General features: G+C 72.8%; 12 protein-coding genes. 2 read left to right on the forward strand and 10 right to left on the reverse strand.

The window, feature by feature from the left end:
• Positions 1–174 precede the first annotated feature (174 nt).
• The 6 genes from VKA29_RS30690 to VKA29_RS30715 all read right to left on the reverse strand — a co-directional run bounded on the left by VKA29_RS30690 (position 175) and on the right by VKA29_RS30715 (position 8,410).
• Positions 175–3,894 (reverse strand): SAV_2336 N-terminal domain-related protein, encoded by a 3,720-nt coding sequence (locus tag VKA29_RS30690; protein ID WP_324789265.1) that lies wholly within the window; start codon positions 3,892–3,894, stop codon positions 175–177.
• Positions 3,895–3,896: 2 nt separating this feature from the next.
• On the reverse strand, positions 3,897–4,901 hold the full coding sequence (locus tag VKA29_RS30695) for a MoxR family ATPase (protein ID WP_324789266.1): 1,005 nt from the start codon (positions 4,899–4,901) through the stop codon (positions 3,897–3,899).
• The gene (locus VKA29_RS30700) at positions 4,898–7,111 is read right to left on the reverse strand and encodes a trypsin-like peptidase domain-containing protein (protein WP_324789267.1); all 2,214 of its coding nucleotides are present in this window, start codon (positions 7,109–7,111) and stop codon (positions 4,898–4,900) included. The genes VKA29_RS30695 and VKA29_RS30700 overlap by 4 nt, the downstream gene beginning before the upstream one ends.
• 46 nt (positions 7,112–7,157) lie before the next feature.
• Positions 7,158–7,616 carry a CU044_2847 family protein gene (locus tag VKA29_RS30705; RefSeq protein WP_324789268.1) on the reverse strand — a complete coding sequence of 153 codons (459 nt, stop codon included), beginning with the start codon at positions 7,614–7,616 and terminating at the stop codon, positions 7,158–7,160.
• Between the two features lie 186 nt (positions 7,617–7,802).
• On the reverse strand, positions 7,803–8,018 hold the full coding sequence (locus tag VKA29_RS30710; RefSeq protein ID WP_324789269.1) for a hypothetical protein: 216 nt from the start codon (positions 8,016–8,018) through the stop codon (positions 7,803–7,805).
• Complete coding sequence (locus VKA29_RS30715) at positions 8,015–8,410, reverse strand: hypothetical protein (RefSeq protein WP_324789270.1); 396 nt, start codon at positions 8,408–8,410, stop codon at positions 8,015–8,017. The genes VKA29_RS30710 and VKA29_RS30715 overlap by 4 nt, the downstream gene beginning before the upstream one ends.
• Positions 8,411–8,742: 332 nt before the next feature.
• Between VKA29_RS30715 and VKA29_RS30720 the strand changes: the two genes are divergently transcribed.
• Together VKA29_RS30720 and pntB are read left to right on the forward strand one after the other, a co-directional pair.
• Positions 8,743–10,299 (forward strand): Re/Si-specific NAD(P)(+) transhydrogenase subunit alpha, encoded by a 1,557-nt coding sequence (locus tag VKA29_RS30720; RefSeq protein WP_324789271.1) that lies wholly within the window; start codon positions 8,743–8,745, stop codon positions 10,297–10,299.
• Between the two features lie 6 nt (positions 10,300–10,305).
• Positions 10,306–11,772, forward strand: coding sequence for a Re/Si-specific NAD(P)(+) transhydrogenase subunit beta (pntB, locus tag VKA29_RS30725; RefSeq protein ID WP_324789272.1), 1,467 nt, complete (start codon positions 10,306–10,308; stop codon positions 11,770–11,772).
• A 322-nt stretch (positions 11,773–12,094) separates the two neighbouring features.
• On the opposite strand, the gene VKA29_RS30730 is transcribed toward pntB, so the two are convergent.
• The 4 genes from VKA29_RS30730 to VKA29_RS30745 form a co-directional block, all read right to left on the reverse strand.
• Positions 12,095–13,513: an NAD(P)/FAD-dependent oxidoreductase gene (locus VKA29_RS30730; RefSeq protein ID WP_324789273.1), complete on the reverse strand. Its 1,419-nt coding sequence runs from the start codon at positions 13,511–13,513 to the stop codon at positions 12,095–12,097.
• Positions 13,510–15,327, reverse strand: coding sequence for a DUF3556 domain-containing protein (locus VKA29_RS30735; RefSeq protein ID WP_324789274.1), 1,818 nt, complete (start codon positions 15,325–15,327; stop codon positions 13,510–13,512). The genes VKA29_RS30730 and VKA29_RS30735 overlap by 4 nt, the downstream gene beginning before the upstream one ends.
• 225 nt (positions 15,328–15,552) lie before the next feature.
• Positions 15,553–16,488: an alpha/beta hydrolase family protein gene (locus tag VKA29_RS30740; protein ID WP_324789275.1), complete on the reverse strand. Its 936-nt coding sequence runs from the start codon at positions 16,486–16,488 to the stop codon at positions 15,553–15,555.
• A gap of 213 nt (positions 16,489–16,701) precedes the next feature.
• A complete protein-coding gene (locus tag VKA29_RS30745; protein WP_324789276.1) occupies positions 16,702–17,355 on the reverse strand; it encodes a TetR/AcrR family transcriptional regulator in 654 nt (217 codons plus the stop codon).
• Between the last annotated feature and the right edge of the window lie 654 nt (positions 17,356–18,009).

Genomic DNA, 18,009 nt, shown 5'->3' on the forward strand with positions numbered 1-18,009 from the left:
CCGCTGGCCCCGGGACACCTCCGAGGTGCCCGGTGTTCCGCTCGCGGTGGACTACCCGGTGGTCGTGCGCAGCCTGGCCCGGCTGCAGAACCGTGACTGGTACCGCTTCGGGCGCTCCCGCTGGCAGCGGCCTCCGCCCCTGCACGGGCGGAGGCCACCGGCGGCGGACCGCGGCTATCGGATTCCGTCCCGCAGAGCAGTACGGACGGCACGGCCGAGTTCCTCGTACGCCCGTCGCGTGAGGGTGGCGAGGGCGGCGGGGTCGGTCAGGCCGAGTCGGTGGAGGCCGGTGTCGTACGGAATCGTGTGGACGGTTCCGGTACGGCGCTCGAACAGCTCTCTCGCGGTGCTCGCGGTGCTCCTGGTGCCGCTCGTGGCCGTGCCCCCGGTGCCTCCGTTGCCCTCGGTGTCCGAGACGACGACGGTCGCCCTGTGGACCAGGCGCTCGTAACCATGTGCGGCGAGCCACTCGGCCTGGGCGACCGCGGCGTTCAGATCCTCGCGGCGGGCGGTCGTCGCCATGACCAGGTGGTCGACGTCACCCAGCAGGCCGTACAGGCTGTCCCCGGGAGGCAGGAAGGTCCCGGCGGCGTCCACGATCACGGTGCCGAAGGTCCTCAGCCAGTCGATGCCCCGGCGGACGGACCAGGTGTCCAACCGGACGGCGGCCTGCGCGGGCGCGACCGCGTAGAGGAACTGCGCCCCTCGTGAGTCGGCCAGGGTCACCCAGGACCTCGCATGAGAAGGGGCACGGCCGGAAGGAGCGGGAAACCGGGCCGTGACCGCGGGCGGGCCGGTGTCGAGGAGACGGTAGCCGAAGACACCCAGACGGCGGTGCACCGGCAACATGAGAACGGGCTCACGCGAGCCCCGCTCCGCCGCCCGGAGCGCGGACGCGAGTTGAACGGCGACCGTGCTGCGCCCTGAGCCGTGCCGGGCGCCGATGACGGCGACGCACCGGCCGGCGGTGCCGTCCGGGCGGGGGCGGAGCACTTCCGGGCGGGGGCGGCGGGTGAGGCGCTTCCGCTGTCGCGGGGGACGGCCGGCCGCTCCCGGCAGATTCAGCCACTTCCGGGAGTCGGTGCCGACCCGGGAGGGTGCGGCCGTGGGTTCGTCGCGCCGCGCCACGGGAACCTGCGCGCCGAGGGGTTCCGCGTCGGCGGACTCCGTCCCCGCCCGGAACAGCTCCGCGTCACCGATCGTCTGGACCGCGGGCTCCGAAAGCCAGGCGGTGAACGCGAGGGCGTGCGCGCCGTGCCCGGGCATGCGGTCGCGCAGCAGGGCGAGCACGCCCTCGGCGGTGGGCGGAGCCTCCGACGGACCGCGCAGGCAGCGCGCGACCAGCAGGTGCAGCGTCGGGTCCACTCCGGGGTCACCCGACTCGGACCAGACGGCCTCGTCGATGTGCAGGGGCGGATCGCGGTAGGTGACGTAGCCCGCGGCCGGTGCCTCGTTGCCGAGGGCCGCGTACGCCAGGACGGCGGCCAGAGCCCTGAGGTCGTCGGCGGGCCGCGCCGGTGTGCCGTCCGGCTGCGGCGGCCGGCCGTCGACAGTCGATCGGTGCCAGCCGATGACGACGGGATCGTGGCGGGTGAGCAGGATGTGCCGCGGCGAGAGGTGGCCGTGGACGACGCCGGCGCTGTGGCTGTGCGCCAGGGCGGCCGCGAGCCGCTGGGCGAGGGCGAGAGTGGCCTCCAGGCCGAGAGGGCCCGTCGTGGAGACGACGTCGGCCAGATGAGCGGCCCTGCTCTCGGAGCGAGTGACGACCGCGGAGGACGCCGTCCAGGGGCGTGCCCCGGACGGGTCGTGGCCGAGGAGGCGCGGCAGGCAGCGGTGGTCGAACCGGGCGAGCGCCGAGGCCTCCGTGACCACGAGCCGCGACGAGGCGTTGCTCCGGTCGTCCGGATGGTACTTGGCCCGGCGAACGGTGGCCGTGTCCCCGTAGGCGTCGCGTCCGAGATACAGGTTCGTCTCGCCCCGGGTGTGGGCCAGGCCCAGCAGACGGTAGTCGCCCGCGTAGTTGGGGTCGTGGCCGGGAAGGTGCATCCACGAGGACTGCACCCCCGTCCGGCGCGAGTATCCGACGAACGGCGCTTGCGGGTACAACGGGTTCCACGCTCTGCGGGGCTTCTCCTCCGGCACGCCCGGCGGCTCTTCCCCGCCGGCCTCCACGGCTCCGGTCAGGCCGAGCCGCCGCAGCAGCGCGGAGCCGAGCCAGGCGAAGTTCCGGGCGTGCTCCGGCAGCAGATCGGTACCGTCCGGGCGGTTCAGCCAGGCGGGGAACTCGGGGGACTGGCCGATGAGTTCACCGATCAGACGCGAGACCTGACGAGCGGTCTCCACCACTTCCGCCGTCGGTACGGCGTCCAGCAGGATGTCGCCGGCCTCGTCGGTGAACGAGAGGATCCGCTGGCTGTGCCGGTAGCCGCGGGTGCCGCGCAGCGCGGAGGCGTCGTGCGCGGTGCTCTCGGCCAGCCGCATCAGGCCGCCGAGGAAGACCTCCGCCAGGTGCGCTGTCGTGGCGCCCCAGGGCACGGCCTCCGTGACCAGGCGCATGACCGGCACGGTGAGCGGCGCGATGGCGGCGAGGTGCGCCGCGAGCCGGTACGCCTCCGGTGAGGCGGTCCGGCGGAACTGCCGGACCGCCTGCGCGGCGCTCGTACCGGCGGGCTGCTCACGGGGCCCGGAGGCCGAGCGCGGATCCCACAGCGGCAGTACGGTGCTCTGCCCGCCGGCGACGGTCACGCGGGCCCAGTCGGCCAGCTTCGGCGGGCTCGGTTCGAGGACCGGCACGGCCGGACCCTGGAACGGGCTCAGCTCGGGCGGCAGCAGGGTGTCGCGCACCCGCCAGTCCGCGTTGCGAGCGCCAGGATGCGGGACCCGGACCGACCAGCGCCGCGCGGGCAGCGCCGAGCCCGCCCACATACGTGCCGGGAGTGCGTGGATCACGGCGGTGGGGCCGTGTGCCCCCCAGCGGGCGAGCTGGGCCTCCATCGCTCCGGTCCGCCACCCGGCGCCGACGCCGTCGGTGACGACCAGGGTCATGGTGCGGCCGGACGGGTCGTCGATGACCGAAGGGTCCTGCAAGGACCGCGCGTCGCCGAACGGCCGCGGCGAGAGCATCGGGGGCCGGTCCCCGTCCAGGCGCAGTCCCCAGGTGTGAATCTGACGGAAGGCGCCCAGCCGCCGGAACAGGAAGTGGAGTTCGGTGCACAACTGCTGCCACAGGAGCATGGACGCGCTGTCGTCGATCACGAGTGCCAGGTCCAGCCAGCGCTCCCGTCCCGGCCGTGTGACGACGTCCAACAGCCCGGTCTGCGCGATCCCCGCCGCGGTGGCGGCCTCGTCGATCTCCGGCCGCCGGGGCTCGGGCCGGTAGCGCTTCAACGGGCGCAGGGCGCGCGCGGTCGCGAGCGAGCCGGACAGGGAACGCGGATGGGCGATACGCACGGAGAGCGCCCGGGGGGCTTCCGGAGCAGGCGGTGGATCGACCGGGTCGGGCTCCCGGCCGTCCGGCCGGTCGTCGTCCCCGTCGTCTGCGTCGTCTGCGTCGTCCGCGTCGTGTGCGTCGTCCGCGTCGTCCGCGTCGGCGGGCGGCGCGTCACCGTTCTCGCCGGCGTCGCCTTCGCCGCCGGGCAGCTCCGGTGCCGCGTGCAGCTCCGGCGGAGACGTCTCCTCCTGCGGCGGCGGGAGCGCCGGCCCGGAAACCGGGCCCCGGCCGGCCGCGTCGTCGCGAAGGCCGCTCTCCTCCGCGGACTCGCGCAGCAGACCGAGCGCGAGCGGAGCGTTCTCTCCGCGGGGCACGCGCTGGGCGAGCCAGAGCACCTCGGCCAGCTCCTCGGCGGTCGTCCGCTCGTCGAGGAGGCGGAGGATGCGCAGGAGCCTCTCGGGCATGACTAGACGGCCCCGCCCAGTTGGTGGAGCACCGCTTCCAACAGGCCCTGCGCATCCAGGTCGACGCCACCGAGGCGGAGGTGCGCCGCGTTGAGCAGCTGGTCGGTGGCCAGTTCGCCCGGAGCGCGGCGGGCCAGGAACGTCCGGATGAGGTCGTCCACCCGGGGCACCGTCTCGGGACCGAGGTGCGCGGCGACGATCGCCCGCAGCCTGCGCTCGTCGGGGTCGGGCAGATCGAGGCGCAGACAGCGGCGCAGGAACGCGGGCGGGAACTCCCGCTCACCGTTGCTGGTGATCACGACCACCGGGAACTCACGGCACCGGACGAAGCCGCCGACCACCTCGTGCGGCTCGGTGCCGTGGGCGGTGTGCACCAGGGTGCGGTTCTGCCCGGCGGGCAGCCGGGAGAGCTCCGGGATCTCGAACTCGCCCTCCTCGAAGACCGTCAGCAAGTCGTTGGGCAGGTCGATGTCCCCCTTGTCGAGTTCGTCGACGAGCAGCACCCTGGGCCGGTCGCGGGGCAGCAGCGCCGTGCCGAGCGGGCCGAGCCGGACGAAGTGGCCGATGTCCGGCGGTGGCGTGGCGCCGTCGTGACCGAGGCCGGTCTCGCGCAGCCGCCCCACCGCGTCGTACTGGTACAGGGCCTCGGCCAGCGTGGACCGGCTGTTCACGGGCCAGCGCAGCACCCTGCCCAGGTCCATCTCACGGGCGATCGCATACGCCAGCGACGACTTGCCGGTTCCCGGGTGCCCGGTGACCAGCAGCGGTCGGCGCAGATGGAGGGCCGCGTTGACCACGTCGATCTGCGGCTGGTCGATGAGATAGGGGCGATACGGATCCGGGGACGCGGCGCAGCGCTCCTCCGTGTCGTCGAGCCCGAACCGCCGCCACGGGGGCGGCTTCGGCAGCGCGACTCGGCGTACCCGGCCGTCACCGCGGAAGAGACGCCAGCCGGCGCTCTCGCCGTCCTCGCCGTCCTCGCCGTCCAAGTGTTCCACTGCGGTCATGGGGCGGGTTCCTCCACTGTGGGATCCATCCAGACGGCGTGCGGCGGCGGGCGGGAGGCGTCGTCCCAGACCAGGGCCGGCGCGAGCACCGTGGACGGGGAGGCGTCGCTCTCGGCGAGCACGCGGGCGCGGTGCCGGCGCACGCGCTGCGGCAGACTCCGTATCGGACCGTTGAGCAGCAGCGCGGTGAGCCGGTCGCCCGGGGTGCCGGGCGGGGCCTTGCGGTCCCACACCACCACCGGTACGCCCAGCACCAGACAGACGGCGCGCAACTCGGCCCGGTGCTGTGCCGGGCAGTCGAGGATGACACGGGACACGGCGAGATCGGCCTTCAGCAGGCCGTACACCTGCCGTGGCGTGGTGTGCCGGTGGTCGATCCGCAGCATCGCGCCGCGGTCGATCTCCGCCCAGCGGGACCGCCAGTGCCGGAGGGCCTCCGGTGCCCGGCGGCGCGCCTCGGGGCAGCGGACGACGACGGGGTATTCCGCGCCCAGCACGAGCGGCACCTCGTAGGGCGACGCCTCGTTCTCCCACTCGTCGACGGCGACGTCCAACTCGTCCAGGTCCAGGAGCACTTCCACCAGGGGTACCGCCGAGGCCGGCTCGGCCGTCGCGGTCTCCCGGACCAGCACGCGGTGCAGGAGGCGGACGATGTCCGCAGCCGTACGGGGTCGGTCGTCGGCCACCACCTGGCGCTCCGTGTCCTCCACTCCGGTCCCCGGGGCGTACCAGGCCGCGCAGCGGAAGGTCTCCCCCGGGCAGCGGGTGAGTTGCACGGTCAGCCGCGGGCTGGCCGCCCGGGCGCGTTCCCGGCGGTGGCGTGCCCATTCGGCGGCGTCGTTCCGGCGCTCGTTCAGCGCCTCGGGTGCCACCCCGAGCCGGTGGGCGACCTGCTCGGACCATTTCCACAGGTCGCGCATCCGCTTGGGCGTGCACGTGGCGGCCAGGTACTCCACCGCCCGGAGCAGGGCGGGCACCCGCGGGGAGCCTTCGGGCACGGGCGCGCTGTCCCCCCAGAATCCCTCCAGCTCCGAGATCAGCCGGTGCGGGTCGGAGGCCTGCACGGTCCCGCAGCCGGACGGCTCCTCCGCGCGCTCCGCGGACGGGAGCGGCGCGTCGAAGAGCGTGGTGTGCGGAAGGGCTTCGCGGGCCGCTTCGGTGAGGCGGTCCCGCAGGTCGTCGGAGAGCAGGTCCATGAGCCACGCGTGCTCGCGCACGGACAACAGGCCGGCCACGAGCGTGGCCCGGCCGAGCGCGAGCAGTCTCTGGGAGTCCTTCCGGCCACCGGCCGGCAGTCCCTCCACGAAGGTGGCGACGGCCCGGTGACGGGTGAGCAGGATGTCGACGATGTCGTCGACGGAGGGCACCGCTCGCACGCTGCCGAGCCCCAGCTCGTCGGCCAGCCTGCGGCCCTGCTCGGCGCGGACCGCGGGATCGGCGAGCAACCCCGCGACCAGGGCCGTGAGACTGTGCCGGGTGGCGGGGTCCTCGGAAGGGGACCGCTCGTCGTCCCGGCGGGAAGCGGCCGGCGGAAAGCCGAAGGCACGGCCCTCGGCGTCGGCGAGGGTGCTCAGCTCGGCGTTGATCGCCTGCCAGGGAAGGACGAGGGTCCTGCGGATCACCTGCCCGGCGGCGAACGCACCCGGGGGCGGCTCCATGACGCCCAGGACGATGCCGACAGCCGCCCCTTCCTCGTCGCACCACAGAGGGCCGCCGCTGTAGCCGGGCCCGATGGCGGCGCCGCGCATCCGGGAATCGACGAAACCGAGTTTCTCGTCGCAGGACTCGACGCAGCCGTCGGCGTAGGTGAACGGCTGACCGCCGCCGTACCAGGCCCGTACGTCCTGTCCCTGCGTCATCTTGGCCCATTCGGCGGCACGTACCGGTTCCGGCGTGTCGTCCGCCAGTTCGAGGACCGCCAGGTCTCCGAACCAGGTCGGGTCTCCCACCCGCGCGGGTCGGCTCGGGACGGCACCCCAACCGGTGCGCCGGGCGGGGATCCAGCCGACGCAACGGGAGGCGAGCGGCCCGCTGGACCTCGCCACCGGGAAGCCGACCGGTACCGGCACGTCCTGCGGCGCCTCCTGGTGGAACCAGTCCCGGCCGATGGCCTCGTTGACCACGTGAGAGCAGGTGAGGACGCGGCCCCGGCCGAGGTACACACCGCAGCCGACGACCTCTCCGCCGTCCGGACCGAGAAGGGTGACCAACGACGCCCTGGCTCCCGCGTCGCCGGTACGCGGCCGGCGCCGCCCCTTACCGATCACCGGCACCGTTCGCGTGACCGGTGGGGGCGTCGACGCCGGCGGCGGTCCCGTCGCCGGGCGCCGCCGCGGACAGCAGCCAGTTCGCGGTGATCGTCATGCTGGCCTCGCCGGTGGTGCCGACCACCGCGAGCTTCAGGTCCTGACTGACCCGGAGTCCGAAGCTCACGGACAGTTCGTCAGGGGCGTCCGGCACGGCGGCCACGGTGTCGTGCACCTGTTGGAGCATGGGTACCAGGGGGGCGAGCACCGCGCTCAGCGCCCCCTCGGCGGCGGCCACGACACGCGCGCCCCGCGCGACCGGCCGGGACGTGCCGAACCCGGGGACGGCATCGGCGCCCTCGCCGTCGGGCTCGCCTTGCGGGGCCGCGGAAGCGTTCCCGGGAGGTGCAAAGGCCTGGAGAGAGAGTCGCGTTCCGTCGGCGAAGGCGAACTCAACGAAGTCTGCCATCCGTTCAGTCTGCACGAAGTGCCTTGCGGATCGGCAGAGTTCAGCGGAACTGAACGTCGGCCGCACCGGCCGGCGGGTGACGGCGGGAGTGCCGAGGCAGTGTCCGGCGCCCGGGCGGGAACCCTGTCCCGGGTGGAGCGGCGCTCGCCCCGGGAACGACGGCCGCCCGCACCACCGCGTCGACGTTCAGGCCAGTTCCAGGACGGGCTTGCCCACGTTCTCTCCGCGGAAGAGCATCCGCAACGTCCCGGGGAAGCCGTCCACGCTTCCCTTGACCACGTGCTCCTCGACCTTCGCGATCTGCCCCACGACGGTCCCCACCGCTCCGGCCGCCCCCGAGACCACGACCGTCTCGCCGTCCCGCAGCGCTCCGACGTCCAGCGGGCCGACGTAGGCGGTCATGCCGGGCATGCCCAGCGCGCCGAGGTGGGTCGAGGGCGGGCGAGAGAGGAGTCGATCTTCATCGCGCCCCGGCCGTCGGAGACGACGTGTTCCTGGACGCCGAAGGTGCCGACCACGTGATCGCCGGGTCGGTAGCCGGGATGCTCGGAGGCGGTGACCTCGACGACCGATCCGGCGCGCATCACCTCGCCGATGCCCACGGGCGGCAGGCAGGAGGGGCGGTCGTCCAGCCGGCCCCGCGTCGCGGGGTCCATGGAGATGACCCGGGTGCGGCCCGCGAAACGGCCCGGACCGGGCTCCTCGAGGTGCGCGGAACAGTGCTGCCAGTCCTCGGGCCGGACTTCGCCCACGGGGCGTGCGGCCGGACGGATCTGGCGGTTGGTCACGGACATCGGGCCTCCTGTCGTCGACGGCTCGCCGCAGCGTACCGACCAGTAGGTACGAAGGGGGTGTGTCCATGGTCACAACTCCCGGTCCGGCGGCCGTACCGCCAAAGCGGCGGCCACGACAGGGCGGAACGGCCCGACCGCCCGGGGCCCGGCCGGTGCGGCCCCGTGCCGTCGGGGCATCTCGGCCCGTTGCGCAAGGTGAAGCACGTCACCGTCGGTTCACGTTGGCCCGTACCCGTCAGACGGGTTAGGTTCCAGCGATCACGGGGAGGACGTCGTCACTCCCCAGGCGCAGATCTCCCTTTCGCACCCTCCTTTGACGAGAGATACAGGACATGTCTGCTGAAGAAGCCTCGCACCATCCTCCTCGCCGCATCGGCGCGGTGGCCGAGTCCGTCTCCGGGGAGACGCGGGTCGCGGCCACCCCGGCGACGGTACGACTGCTGCTGGGCCTCGGCTACGAGGTCGTCGTCGAGTCCGGTGCCGGTGAGGCCTCCGGCTTCGGTGACCGGGCGTACATCGATGCCGGCGCCGAGATCGGCGACGCCTGGGACGCTGATGTCGTCCTGAAGGTGAACGCCCCCTCCGACGCGGAGATCGCCCGGCTGCGGCGCGGAGCGACCGTGGTCGCCCTGCTGACGCCGGCCCAGAAGCCGGAACTGCTGCAGGCACTGGCCGGTGCCGGGGTGACCGCTCTGGCGCTGGACGCGGTGCCGCGCATCTCGCGCGCGCAGTCGATGGACGTGCTGTCGTCGATGGCGAACATCGCCGGGTACCGCGCGGTGATCGAGGCCGCGCACGTCTTCGGTCGGTTCTTCACCGGCCAGGTCACCGCAGCGGGCAAGGTGCCTCCGGCGAAGGTGCTGGTCGCCGGCGCGGGCGTGGCCGGCCTCGCGGCGATCGGCGCCGCCTCCAGCCTCGGCGCGATCGTGCGGGCCACCGACCCGCGGCCGGAGGTCGCGGACCAGGTGAAGTCGCTGGGCGGCGAGTACCTGCCGGTGGAAGTCGAGCAGGAGGGGAGCACCGACGGCTACGCGAAGGCGACCTCGGCCGACTACGACCGTGCCGCCGCCGAGCTCTACCACCGGCAGGCCGCGGACGTGGACATCGTGATCACGACCGCGCTGATCCCGGGCCGGCCGGCACCGCGCCTGCTCACGGCCGAGGACGTGGCCGTGATGAAGCCGGGCAGCGTCATCGTCGACATGGCCGCCGCGATGGGCGGCAACGTCGAGGGCACCGTGCCGGGGCGGGCGATCGTCACCGACAACGGCGTCACCGTCATCGGCTACACCGACCTGGCCTCCCGGCTGCCGGCCCAGGCCTCGCAGCTGTTCGGCACCAACCTGGTGAACCTGCTCAAGCTGCTCACCCCCGGCAAGGACGGGCAGCTGACGATCGACTTCGACGACGTCGTACAGCGGGCGGTGACCGTGGTGCGCGACGGAGACGTCACCTGGCCGCCGCCACCCGTCGCGGTGTCGGCCGCGCCCGCCGCGCAGCCCGCGGCCGCACCCGAGGCGCCCGAACCGAAGCAGCCGAAGCTGACGCCCGCCCGGCGCTTCGGCCTGATCGGGCTCGGCATGCTCGCCATGTTCCTGCTCGTGGCCTACGCTCCCGCCCAACTGGCGGGCAACTTCACGGTGTTCGCGCTGGCGGTGGTGATCGGCTACTACGTCATCGGCAAGGTGCACCATGCGCTGCACACGCCGCTGATGTCGGTGACCAACGCGATCTCCGGGATCGTCGTGATCGGCGCTCTGCTGCAGATCGGGCACGAGAGCCGGCTCGTCACCGCGCTGTCCTTCGTGGCGATCCTGCTGACGAGCGTCAACATCTTCGGAGGTTTCGCCGTCACCCGCCGCATGCTCTCCATGTTCTCGAAAGGCTGAGCCGAGATGACCTCCCTGACGGCCTCACACGCGGCCGACCTGGTCGCCGCCCTGCTGTTCATCCTCAGCCTGGCCGGCCTGTCCCAGCACCGCACCTCCCGCGCCGGCGTCGTCTACGGCATCGCCGGCATGGCCCTCGCCCTCGTCGCCACCGTCGTCGTGGCGGCGCAGAGCATCGCCGCCGGAGCGGTCACCCTGATCGTGCTGGCGATGGCGCTCGGCGCGGCGATCGGCCTGTGGCGGGCCCGCCGCGTCGAGATGACGCAGATGCCCGAACTGATCGCCGTGCTGCACAGCTTCGTCGGCCTCGCCGCGGTGCTCGTGGGCTGGAACAGCTACCTGGAGGTGGAGGCGCACGGCACGGCACAGACCGAGGTCGGCGCCGACCTGCTGGGCATCCACCACGCCGAGGTGTTCATCGGCATCTTCATCGGCGCGGTCACCTTCACCGGCTCGATCGTCGCGTTCCTGAAGCTCTCGGCGCGCATCAAGTCCCGTCCCCTGACCCTGCCGGGCAAGAACGCGCTGAACGTCGGCGCGCTCGTGGCCTTCGTCGCGCTCACCGTCTGGTTCACGGTTCGCCCGAGCCTGCCGCTGATGATCGCGGTCACCGCGCTGGCGCTGGCCCTGGGCTGGCACCTGGTCGCCTCGATCGGCGGCGGCGACATGCCGGTCGTCGTCTCCATGCTGAACAGCTACTCGGGCTGGGCGGCGGCCGCGGCCGGCTTCCTGCTCGACAACAACCTGCTCATCGTCACCGGCGCGCTGGTCGGCTCCTCCGGCGCCTACCTGTCCTTCATCATGTGCAAGGCGATGAACCGTTCCTTCATCTCCGTCATCGCGGGCGGCTTCGGCATCGAGGCGCCGTCCGGCCGCGAGGAGGAGCACGGCGAGCACCGCGAGGTGCGGGCCGCGGAGGCGGCCGAGATGCTCGCGCAGGCCCGCTCGGTGATCATCACCCCGGGCTACGGCATGGCCGTCGCCCAGGCCCAGCACCCGGTCGCGGAACTGACGCGGCAACTGCGCGAGCGGGGCGTCGAGGTCCGCTTCGGTGTCCACCCCGTCGCCGGGCGCCTGCCCGGGCACATGAACGTCCTGCTGGCCGAGGCGAAGGTGCCCTACGACATCGTCCTGGAGATGGACGAGATCAACGACGACTTCGCCGACACCTCCGTCGTGCTGGTCATCGGCGCCAACGACACCGTCAACCCCGCGGCGACCGACGACCCGGGCAGCCCGATCGCCGGCATGCCCGTGCTGCGCGTCTGGGAAGCCGAGCAGGTCATCGTCTTCAAACGCTCCATGGCCTCCGGCTACGCGGGCGTGCAGAACCCCCTGTTCTTCCGCGAGAACAGCAGCATGCTCTTCGGCGACGCCAAACAGAGCGTGGAGGAGATCCTGCACGCGCTGGGCACCGGCGGCCGACGCGACGCGGCCCCGGCCGCACGCCAGGCGACAGGGGCCGGCCGCTGAGAACGGATCCCGCCCGGAGCGGGAACGACGCGAGTACGACCGCCGCTTCCCCGGAGGCGGCGGTCTTCTCGTACCGGACGGCGGTGCCGCGCGCCGGGACCGTGTGACGGGCCCGGCCCCGTGACCACGTGGCGGCCCCGGCCGGTGCGGCGGCCGGCCCGCCTCCTCCCCGCCCGCGTGGGCGACGACGGCCGGCCGGGGGCGGCGCGCCGTCATCACACCGGCGGCCGCGGCGGTGGCGGTGCGGACGCCCTGACCCCGCCCCGGCAGCCGCCCGAGCGATCGCCGGCACCGGAGGCGGGCGGCGTCGCCCGTCGAGCGGTCAGGAGAGGCCGAGGTGGCGCAGTGCGGATGCCGCTGCGGCGGCCCCGCACATTCCGTGGGCGCCGGGGCCCGGCGGGGTGGCGGCGGAACAGCAGAAGACGCCCGGCAGGGAGGTGGAGTAGGGGTTGAGAGCGGGGCGTGCTCCCAGCACGAACTGGGGGACGGTCTTGGCCCCGGTGAGGATGTCGCCGCCCGCGAAGTTGGGGTTGACGGCGGCGAATTCGGCGGGTGAGGTGGTGCGCAGGCCGACGATGCGGTCGCGGGTACCCGGGGCGAAGCGTTCGAGCTGGCCGATGACGGCTTCGGTGGCGTCGCCGTCGTATCCGTGGGGCACGTGGGCGTAGGCCCAGACGGGGTGGACGTTGCCGGCCGAGCGGGTGGGGTCGGCGAGGTACTGCTGGCCGACGAGGACGAAGGGGCGTTCGGGCATGCGCCCGTCGTTCACGGCCCGTTCCGTCCGTGCGATCTCGGCGAGCGTGCCGCCGAGGTGCACCGTGCCGGCCCGGCGGGCGTGCTCGTTCGTCCACGGCACGCCTTCCTCGACGGCCAGGTCCACCTTGAAGGCGGCGGGACCGCGGCGGAAGCGCTGATAGGCGTCGCGCACGCGGGTGGGCAGCCGGTCGTGGTAGATGCGGGCGATCTGGAGGGGGTCGAGGTCGAGGAGGACGACGTCGGCGGGCGGGATCTGTGCGTGGTGGGTGATGCGGACGCCGGTGTGCACCTGGCCTCCGTGGGCGCGCAGGGCGCGTTCCAGGCTGCGGGCGATGGCCTGTGAGCCGCCTTCGGCGACCGCCCACCCGGCAGCGTGACCGGCGGTGAGGATGCCCAGGCCGATGGCGGAGCTGAGCGGGTGGGACAGCGGCCGGAACGAGTGGGCCGCGACGCCGGCCCACAGGGCGCGGGCCCGGGGGGTGGAGAAGCCGCGGGCGAGCAGAGCCGCGGGAAGCGCGGTGGGCAGGCCGAAGCGCGCCAGGAGCAGGGGGTGGGACGGGACGCGCAGCAGGGGGCCCATCACGTCCTGGCTCAGTGCGTCCCACCGGCGCACCGGGGACTGCAGCAGGCGCCGGTAGCGGGCGCCGTCGGGACCCAGCATGCGGGCGGTGTCCCGGACGGAACGCAGCAGCACTCCCGCTGTGCCGTCGTCGAGGGGATGGACGCAGTCGACGTCCGGCAGCCGCCAGCGCAGGCCGTGGTCCCGGAGGCCGAGCTCCTGGTGCGCAGGCGAGGTGACGGCCATGGGGTGGACGGCCGAACAGTGGTCGTGCAGCAGGCCGGGCAGGATCGCCTCCTGGCTGCGGGTGCCGCCGCCGACCTCGTCGGCGGCCTCCAGCAGGGTGACGTCCAGTCCGGCCTTGGCGAGCAGTGCGGCGGCGGTGAGCCCGTTCGGCCCGCCGCCGACGACCGTCGCGCTGGTCATGACGAGGCGCCCTGGGCCGGCGGCGCGGCATCCTCGTCCCCGGCCGGGGCGGGAATGCCCCGCTGGAGTGCCGGCCGCAGCGGACGCACGCGCTCCACGTCGTACACGGGGTAGTCGGGGCCGTCGGTGGGCCAGGGCTGACGGGTCACCATGTCCCGCACGCTGACGTGCCCGCGCTCCAGGAGGCCGAGAGCGGCGTCATGGACCTCGTAGGCCTGTGTCCGGCGGTGGATGGGCTGGCCCTCCAGGCAGATCACGCGCACTTCGCCGGGGGCGAAGCCGCAGCGCTCCTGGGCCGCCCGCAGCAGTTGGCCGTTGTGCAGGTGGCCCTCGCCGAAGTTCCATCCGAGGGCGAAGCCGGCGATCAGCTCGCCGTCCATCACGACGACGTCGTCCTGACCGTGGGTGACCCGGTCGATCAGCCCGTTGTGGGCGCGGCCGTGCGAGTGCAACGACCTCCAGGCCTGCACCTTGTGGGACATCAGCAGGGCCGTCCCTTCGTCGTAGAGGCTTTCCATCTGCCGGGTGGGAAGCCGGCATGCGGTGGTCAGGCCGGACTCCAGGCGTGCCGGGGCGTCACCGGTGAACAGCCAGACGCTGGTTGCCCAGTTTCCCGCGTAGTAGCGCATGGCGGGCAGGAACGACACCAGGTCGGGGCGCACGTTGCCCAGCAGGGGCAGCAGGACCAGGCTCGGCAGGATCAGCGCGAGCAGCCAGAGAGAGTGCAGGTCCCGGACGCTGATGTCGCCGTGGGCGCCGAAGAGGTGGAACAGCGAGAAGACGAAGAAGACGTTCCACTCCAGCGGCACGCCCATCGGGACGGTCGAGAGGATGTGGAGGTGGAACACGGCCATGCAGAGCAGGGCCGCCCAGGTCCAGAAGCCTCCGTCGCCGATGAACACCAGGTAGAGCGGCACGCCGTATTCCGTCATGGTCCCGATGTGGGCGAGGAGGCACGGCAGCCGTGAGGGGCGCAGGTCACGCGGGTGGTCGCGGTACAGCATCCGCTTGAGCCGGCGGCTCGGGACCAGCGGGGCGTTGCTCATCATCGTCGCCACCACGAAGGGGAAGTGGCGGTTGAGCTTCGAGGTCGCCGCGCCCCACCACAGGGCCAGCATGACCAGCTCGAAGCCGATGAACATGTCCGGGTAGGGGAAGAAGAACAGCAGCAGCGACAGCCAGTACTGCTCCCCGCGGGCGGCCAGGAAGACCGTCTTGTCCCGCAGGCCCAGCAGCGCGAGGCCGACGACGAGCGGGAGGGCCGTGAGCGGGTCGAGCAGGCCCACCGTGCCGGAACCGGCCGTATGACCGCCGTCACCCGGGCGGGTGAGCACCCATACGGCCGAGGCGAGGACGGCGGCGTACAGGGCGGCGTCGATGCCGGTGCGGCGGCTGCCCCGGGTCAGCGGCACCCGCTCCGGCCACGGGGGGAGGCGGATGGTGCCCGGCCGCAGCCAGTACAGCACCGATCCGATGACGGGCCGGAAACGGGACGCCAGCGGGCCGGACCCGCAGCCCAGCCCCAGCACCTCCCACAACAGCGTGAAGACGATCAGCTTCTGGTACACGATCGGCTCCGACCACCACGACGGGGCCTGCGCGATCGTCCCGAGCCCGGGCGTCAGCGAGATCACGAACGCTGCCCCGCCGACGTAGAGGAGGCACTTGACGACGTAGAACAGGTACACCACGTTCGGTGTGCCGAAGCCGTGCTCGACCCAGTGTCGCGTGAGGATCTTCAGACGCTCCTCGCGCGGCAGCGTGCGGAAGGTCCCGGCGTCGACGGGCGGCAGCCGGGGTCTGATGAAGCCCATGAGGTCACGTCCTTGTGGCTCGAAGGGGCGGTGGCGGGACGCGCGGTCGCACGGCGAACCGCCGCTCCACCGCCTCCATGAGCTGCGGAGGCACGGGAGCGGCGCCCTCAGGACGGCATCCTCCACCGGCCGTCAGGTCTCGAAGCGCCGCCGGGCGGACTCGATGTGCCGCAGGTACCGGTGGGTCCAGTCACACATTCCGTCCGCCGTCGCGCGCCGGGGCGTTCAGGGCTTGGCGGAGTACACGACACCGGCCAGGTTCTGGGCCGCGGAGCCCCACACCTGGTCGTACAGGGAGGAGTCGACGCCGAGCGTGTAGAGCAGCCAGGCGGTCGTGACACCGTAGGTCAGTTTCAGCTGGGCGGCGCGGGTGATGGTTCCGCTGTCGCAGCCGATGCCCGAGCTGTCCTCGAAGCCGCAGTGGAACCCGCCGGTGATGACCCGCAGTTGCGTGGCGGACGGCTTGGCGTCGTACATCTTCTGCTGGTTGCCGGCGACGCCGGCGATGCTGTCGGCGCTGCCGCCGACGTACTGGACGGGCATGCCCAGCGTGCTGGAGGCAGTGACGGCCGAGGGGTTGGTCTCCGCCGCCGCGAGGGTGGAGACGGACTTGACGGCCGGGTTCCGGCCCGCGGCGAGCAAGGCCGCGCCGCCGCCCATGGAGTGCCCCGAGACGGCGAGCCGGTCGGTGCTGACCGCGCCCGCGAACCGTGAGCCGGTGGTGCTGTTCTGGGCGGTGAGCCAGGTGAGCGCCGCGTTCAGATCGTCGGCGAACGCGGAGTGGCTGGGGAAGAGACCGCCCTGGGACTTGGGCGCGACGGTGATGATGCCCCAGGAGGCGTAGTGCTCGAGCAGGCTCTCGTACTGGGTGATGGCCTGGAAGAAGCCGTGTCCGAAGGCGAGGCCGGGGTGGGAGCCGGCGGCGACCGGCGCGTCCGCCCCGGCCGTCGTGCCGGGGTACCAGACGCGTGCGCTGAACGAGCGGCCCGAGGCGGAGACGGTGAGATCGGTGTAGGCGACGGGGTACGACCCCGTGGTGGAGGGGTCCGCCGCCTGGACCGGGGCGGCTGCCCCCGACGCGTGGGCGGCCGGTGCGAGGGTGAAGGCGGCTGCCACGCACAGCAGCAGCGCGGTCAAGGACCGCAGGAGTGTACGGAACACGAGATCACCTTTTCTGTGGGGATGAAGCAGTGGTGTCCGGTGGTACGTCTCCGTGCTGTCCGGGTGTTTTCCGGCTCAGGAGCCGGAGGTGATCCGCCGCGGGCACACCCGTGAGCCCGAGCGGTGTTCAGGGGAAGGCTCACCGGGCTGGGAACCGCGCCTGACCTGGAGCGGAACCCGAACCGATGACGGCGATGTCGAGGCCGGGTTCCGTCATCGGTCGTCGTGCGCTCTGAAATCGGCGAGCAGCGGGATGACGAGACGTTCGAGATTCCCGTGCCGGACCTGGGGGCTGACTCCGGTGAACTGCACGGGGCTGTTCGGTGCCGGGAGGTGCGCGACGAGAGCCAGGTGCGGCAGGAGCATCAGAAGGAGTGAGGACAGCGCGTCCAGGTCGGCGTCCGGGCGCAGGTCCCCGGTGTCGACGGCCCGTTCCAGGAGCAGGCGCAGACCGGCCAGGTACATGGCGTTCACGGGTCGCCTGACCGCGTCGTGAACCGCCGGGTCCATCTCCATGTTGGTGGCGGCGGCGACCCCTCGCTCGAGCGGATGCTCGGCGAAGTACTCGAGCCAGGCCTCCAGCGCGTCGACGAGGTACGTGGCGAAGTCACCGGTGCCGTCGTAGCCGTCGAGCCAGGGCCGCATGTGCGCGTAGACACGCAGCGAGGTCTGCTCCGCCACGTAGGAGAAGAGGTCCAGCTTGCCCGAGAAGTACTGGAACAGGGAGCCCTTGGCGACCCCCGCTTCACGGGCGATGACGTTCAGGCTGCCCGTGGAGTAGCCGTGGGTGCCGAACTCGTCCATCGCCGCGATCAGGACCCGCTCGCGGCGGGTGGGCGACAGCCGGGTCCAGGTGGCAGTGGGCATGGACACCCCTTCATGTGACCGGAGGTTCACGTGACGGACGCTGATGTGACCGCCCGGTCATGGTGGAGGCGCGGCTCGTCACAAGTCAACGTGTCTGACAGGTATGGCTGTTATCGGCTCCGGCTCCGGCTCCGGCTCCGGCTCCGGCTCCGGCTCCGGCTCCGGCTCGGCAAGGGAGCGCCGGACCGTCGAGGGCCGGTCCGGCGCCTGCCGCGAAGCCGGTCGGGTGGGAAGGCGGTACGGACCGGCGGCGCCCTGCGCGACCCATGACGCGTCGGTGGAGGGCGGCAGCAAGTGTCCCTGGATCGTGCGGCTTCGGGAGAACACCTGCGCAGAGGTTCGTGTCCTTCCTCCGGTTCGACACCGAGGTCCGGTCGCCGTCGGCGGCCGCTTCTCCGCCGGCCGCCGCTGACTCACCGGCGTTCACACCGTTCACACGTGTGTGCCGACGAACGCCTCACGCGTGACATCGTGTGCACGATGGTTCCGCTCGGGTGCAGCGGGCTTGTCCCGGCGGTCGCGGAACGAGCGTGCCCGTATCCCCTGTTCGGCGAGTGGGAGACTGAAACCGCGTTCCATGCACGGCAGTTGCCCGTCCACTGCGACGGCCACACCCAGCCCACCGGGGCACACCTCGCCGGTCCGCGGCTGATC

This window comes from Streptomyces sp. H51, from assembly GCF_035656535.1.
In the GTDB taxonomy this organism is placed as follows: domain Bacteria; phylum Actinomycetota; class Actinomycetes; order Streptomycetales; family Streptomycetaceae; genus Streptomyces.

What these genes read in the sequence shown, in the direction of transcription:
- VKA29_RS30720 (WP_324789271.1), top strand. Translation starts at nt 8,743, where the DNA reads ATGTCTGCTGAAGAAGCCTCGCACCATCCTCCTCGCCGCATCGGCGCG.
- VKA29_RS30705 (WP_324789268.1), bottom strand. Translation starts at nt 7,616, where the DNA reads ATGGCAGACTTCGTTGAGTTCGCCTTCGCCGACGGAACGCGACTCTCT.
- VKA29_RS30710 (WP_324789269.1), bottom strand. Translation starts at nt 8,018, where the DNA reads ATGACCGCCTACGTCGGCCCGCTGGACGTCGGAGCGCTGCGGGACGGC.
- VKA29_RS30695 (WP_324789266.1), bottom strand. Translation starts at nt 4,901, where the DNA reads ATGACCGCAGTGGAACACTTGGACGGCGAGGACGGCGAGGACGGCGAG.
- VKA29_RS30690 (WP_324789265.1), bottom strand. Translation starts at nt 3,894, where the DNA reads ATGCCCGAGAGGCTCCTGCGCATCCTCCGCCTCCTCGACGAGCGGACG.
- pntB (WP_324789272.1), top strand. Translation starts at nt 10,306, where the DNA reads ATGACCTCCCTGACGGCCTCACACGCGGCCGACCTGGTCGCCGCCCTG.
- VKA29_RS30735 (WP_324789274.1), bottom strand. Translation starts at nt 15,327, where the DNA reads ATGGGCTTCATCAGACCCCGGCTGCCGCCCGTCGACGCCGGGACCTTC.
- VKA29_RS30730 (WP_324789273.1), bottom strand. Translation starts at nt 13,513, where the DNA reads ATGACCAGCGCGACGGTCGTCGGCGGCGGGCCGAACGGGCTCACCGCC.
- VKA29_RS30715 (WP_324789270.1), bottom strand. Translation starts at nt 8,410, where the DNA reads ATGTCCGTGACCAACCGCCAGATCCGTCCGGCCGCACGCCCCGTGGGC.
- VKA29_RS30745 (WP_324789276.1), bottom strand. Translation starts at nt 17,355, where the DNA reads ATGCCCACTGCCACCTGGACCCGGCTGTCGCCCACCCGCCGCGAGCGG.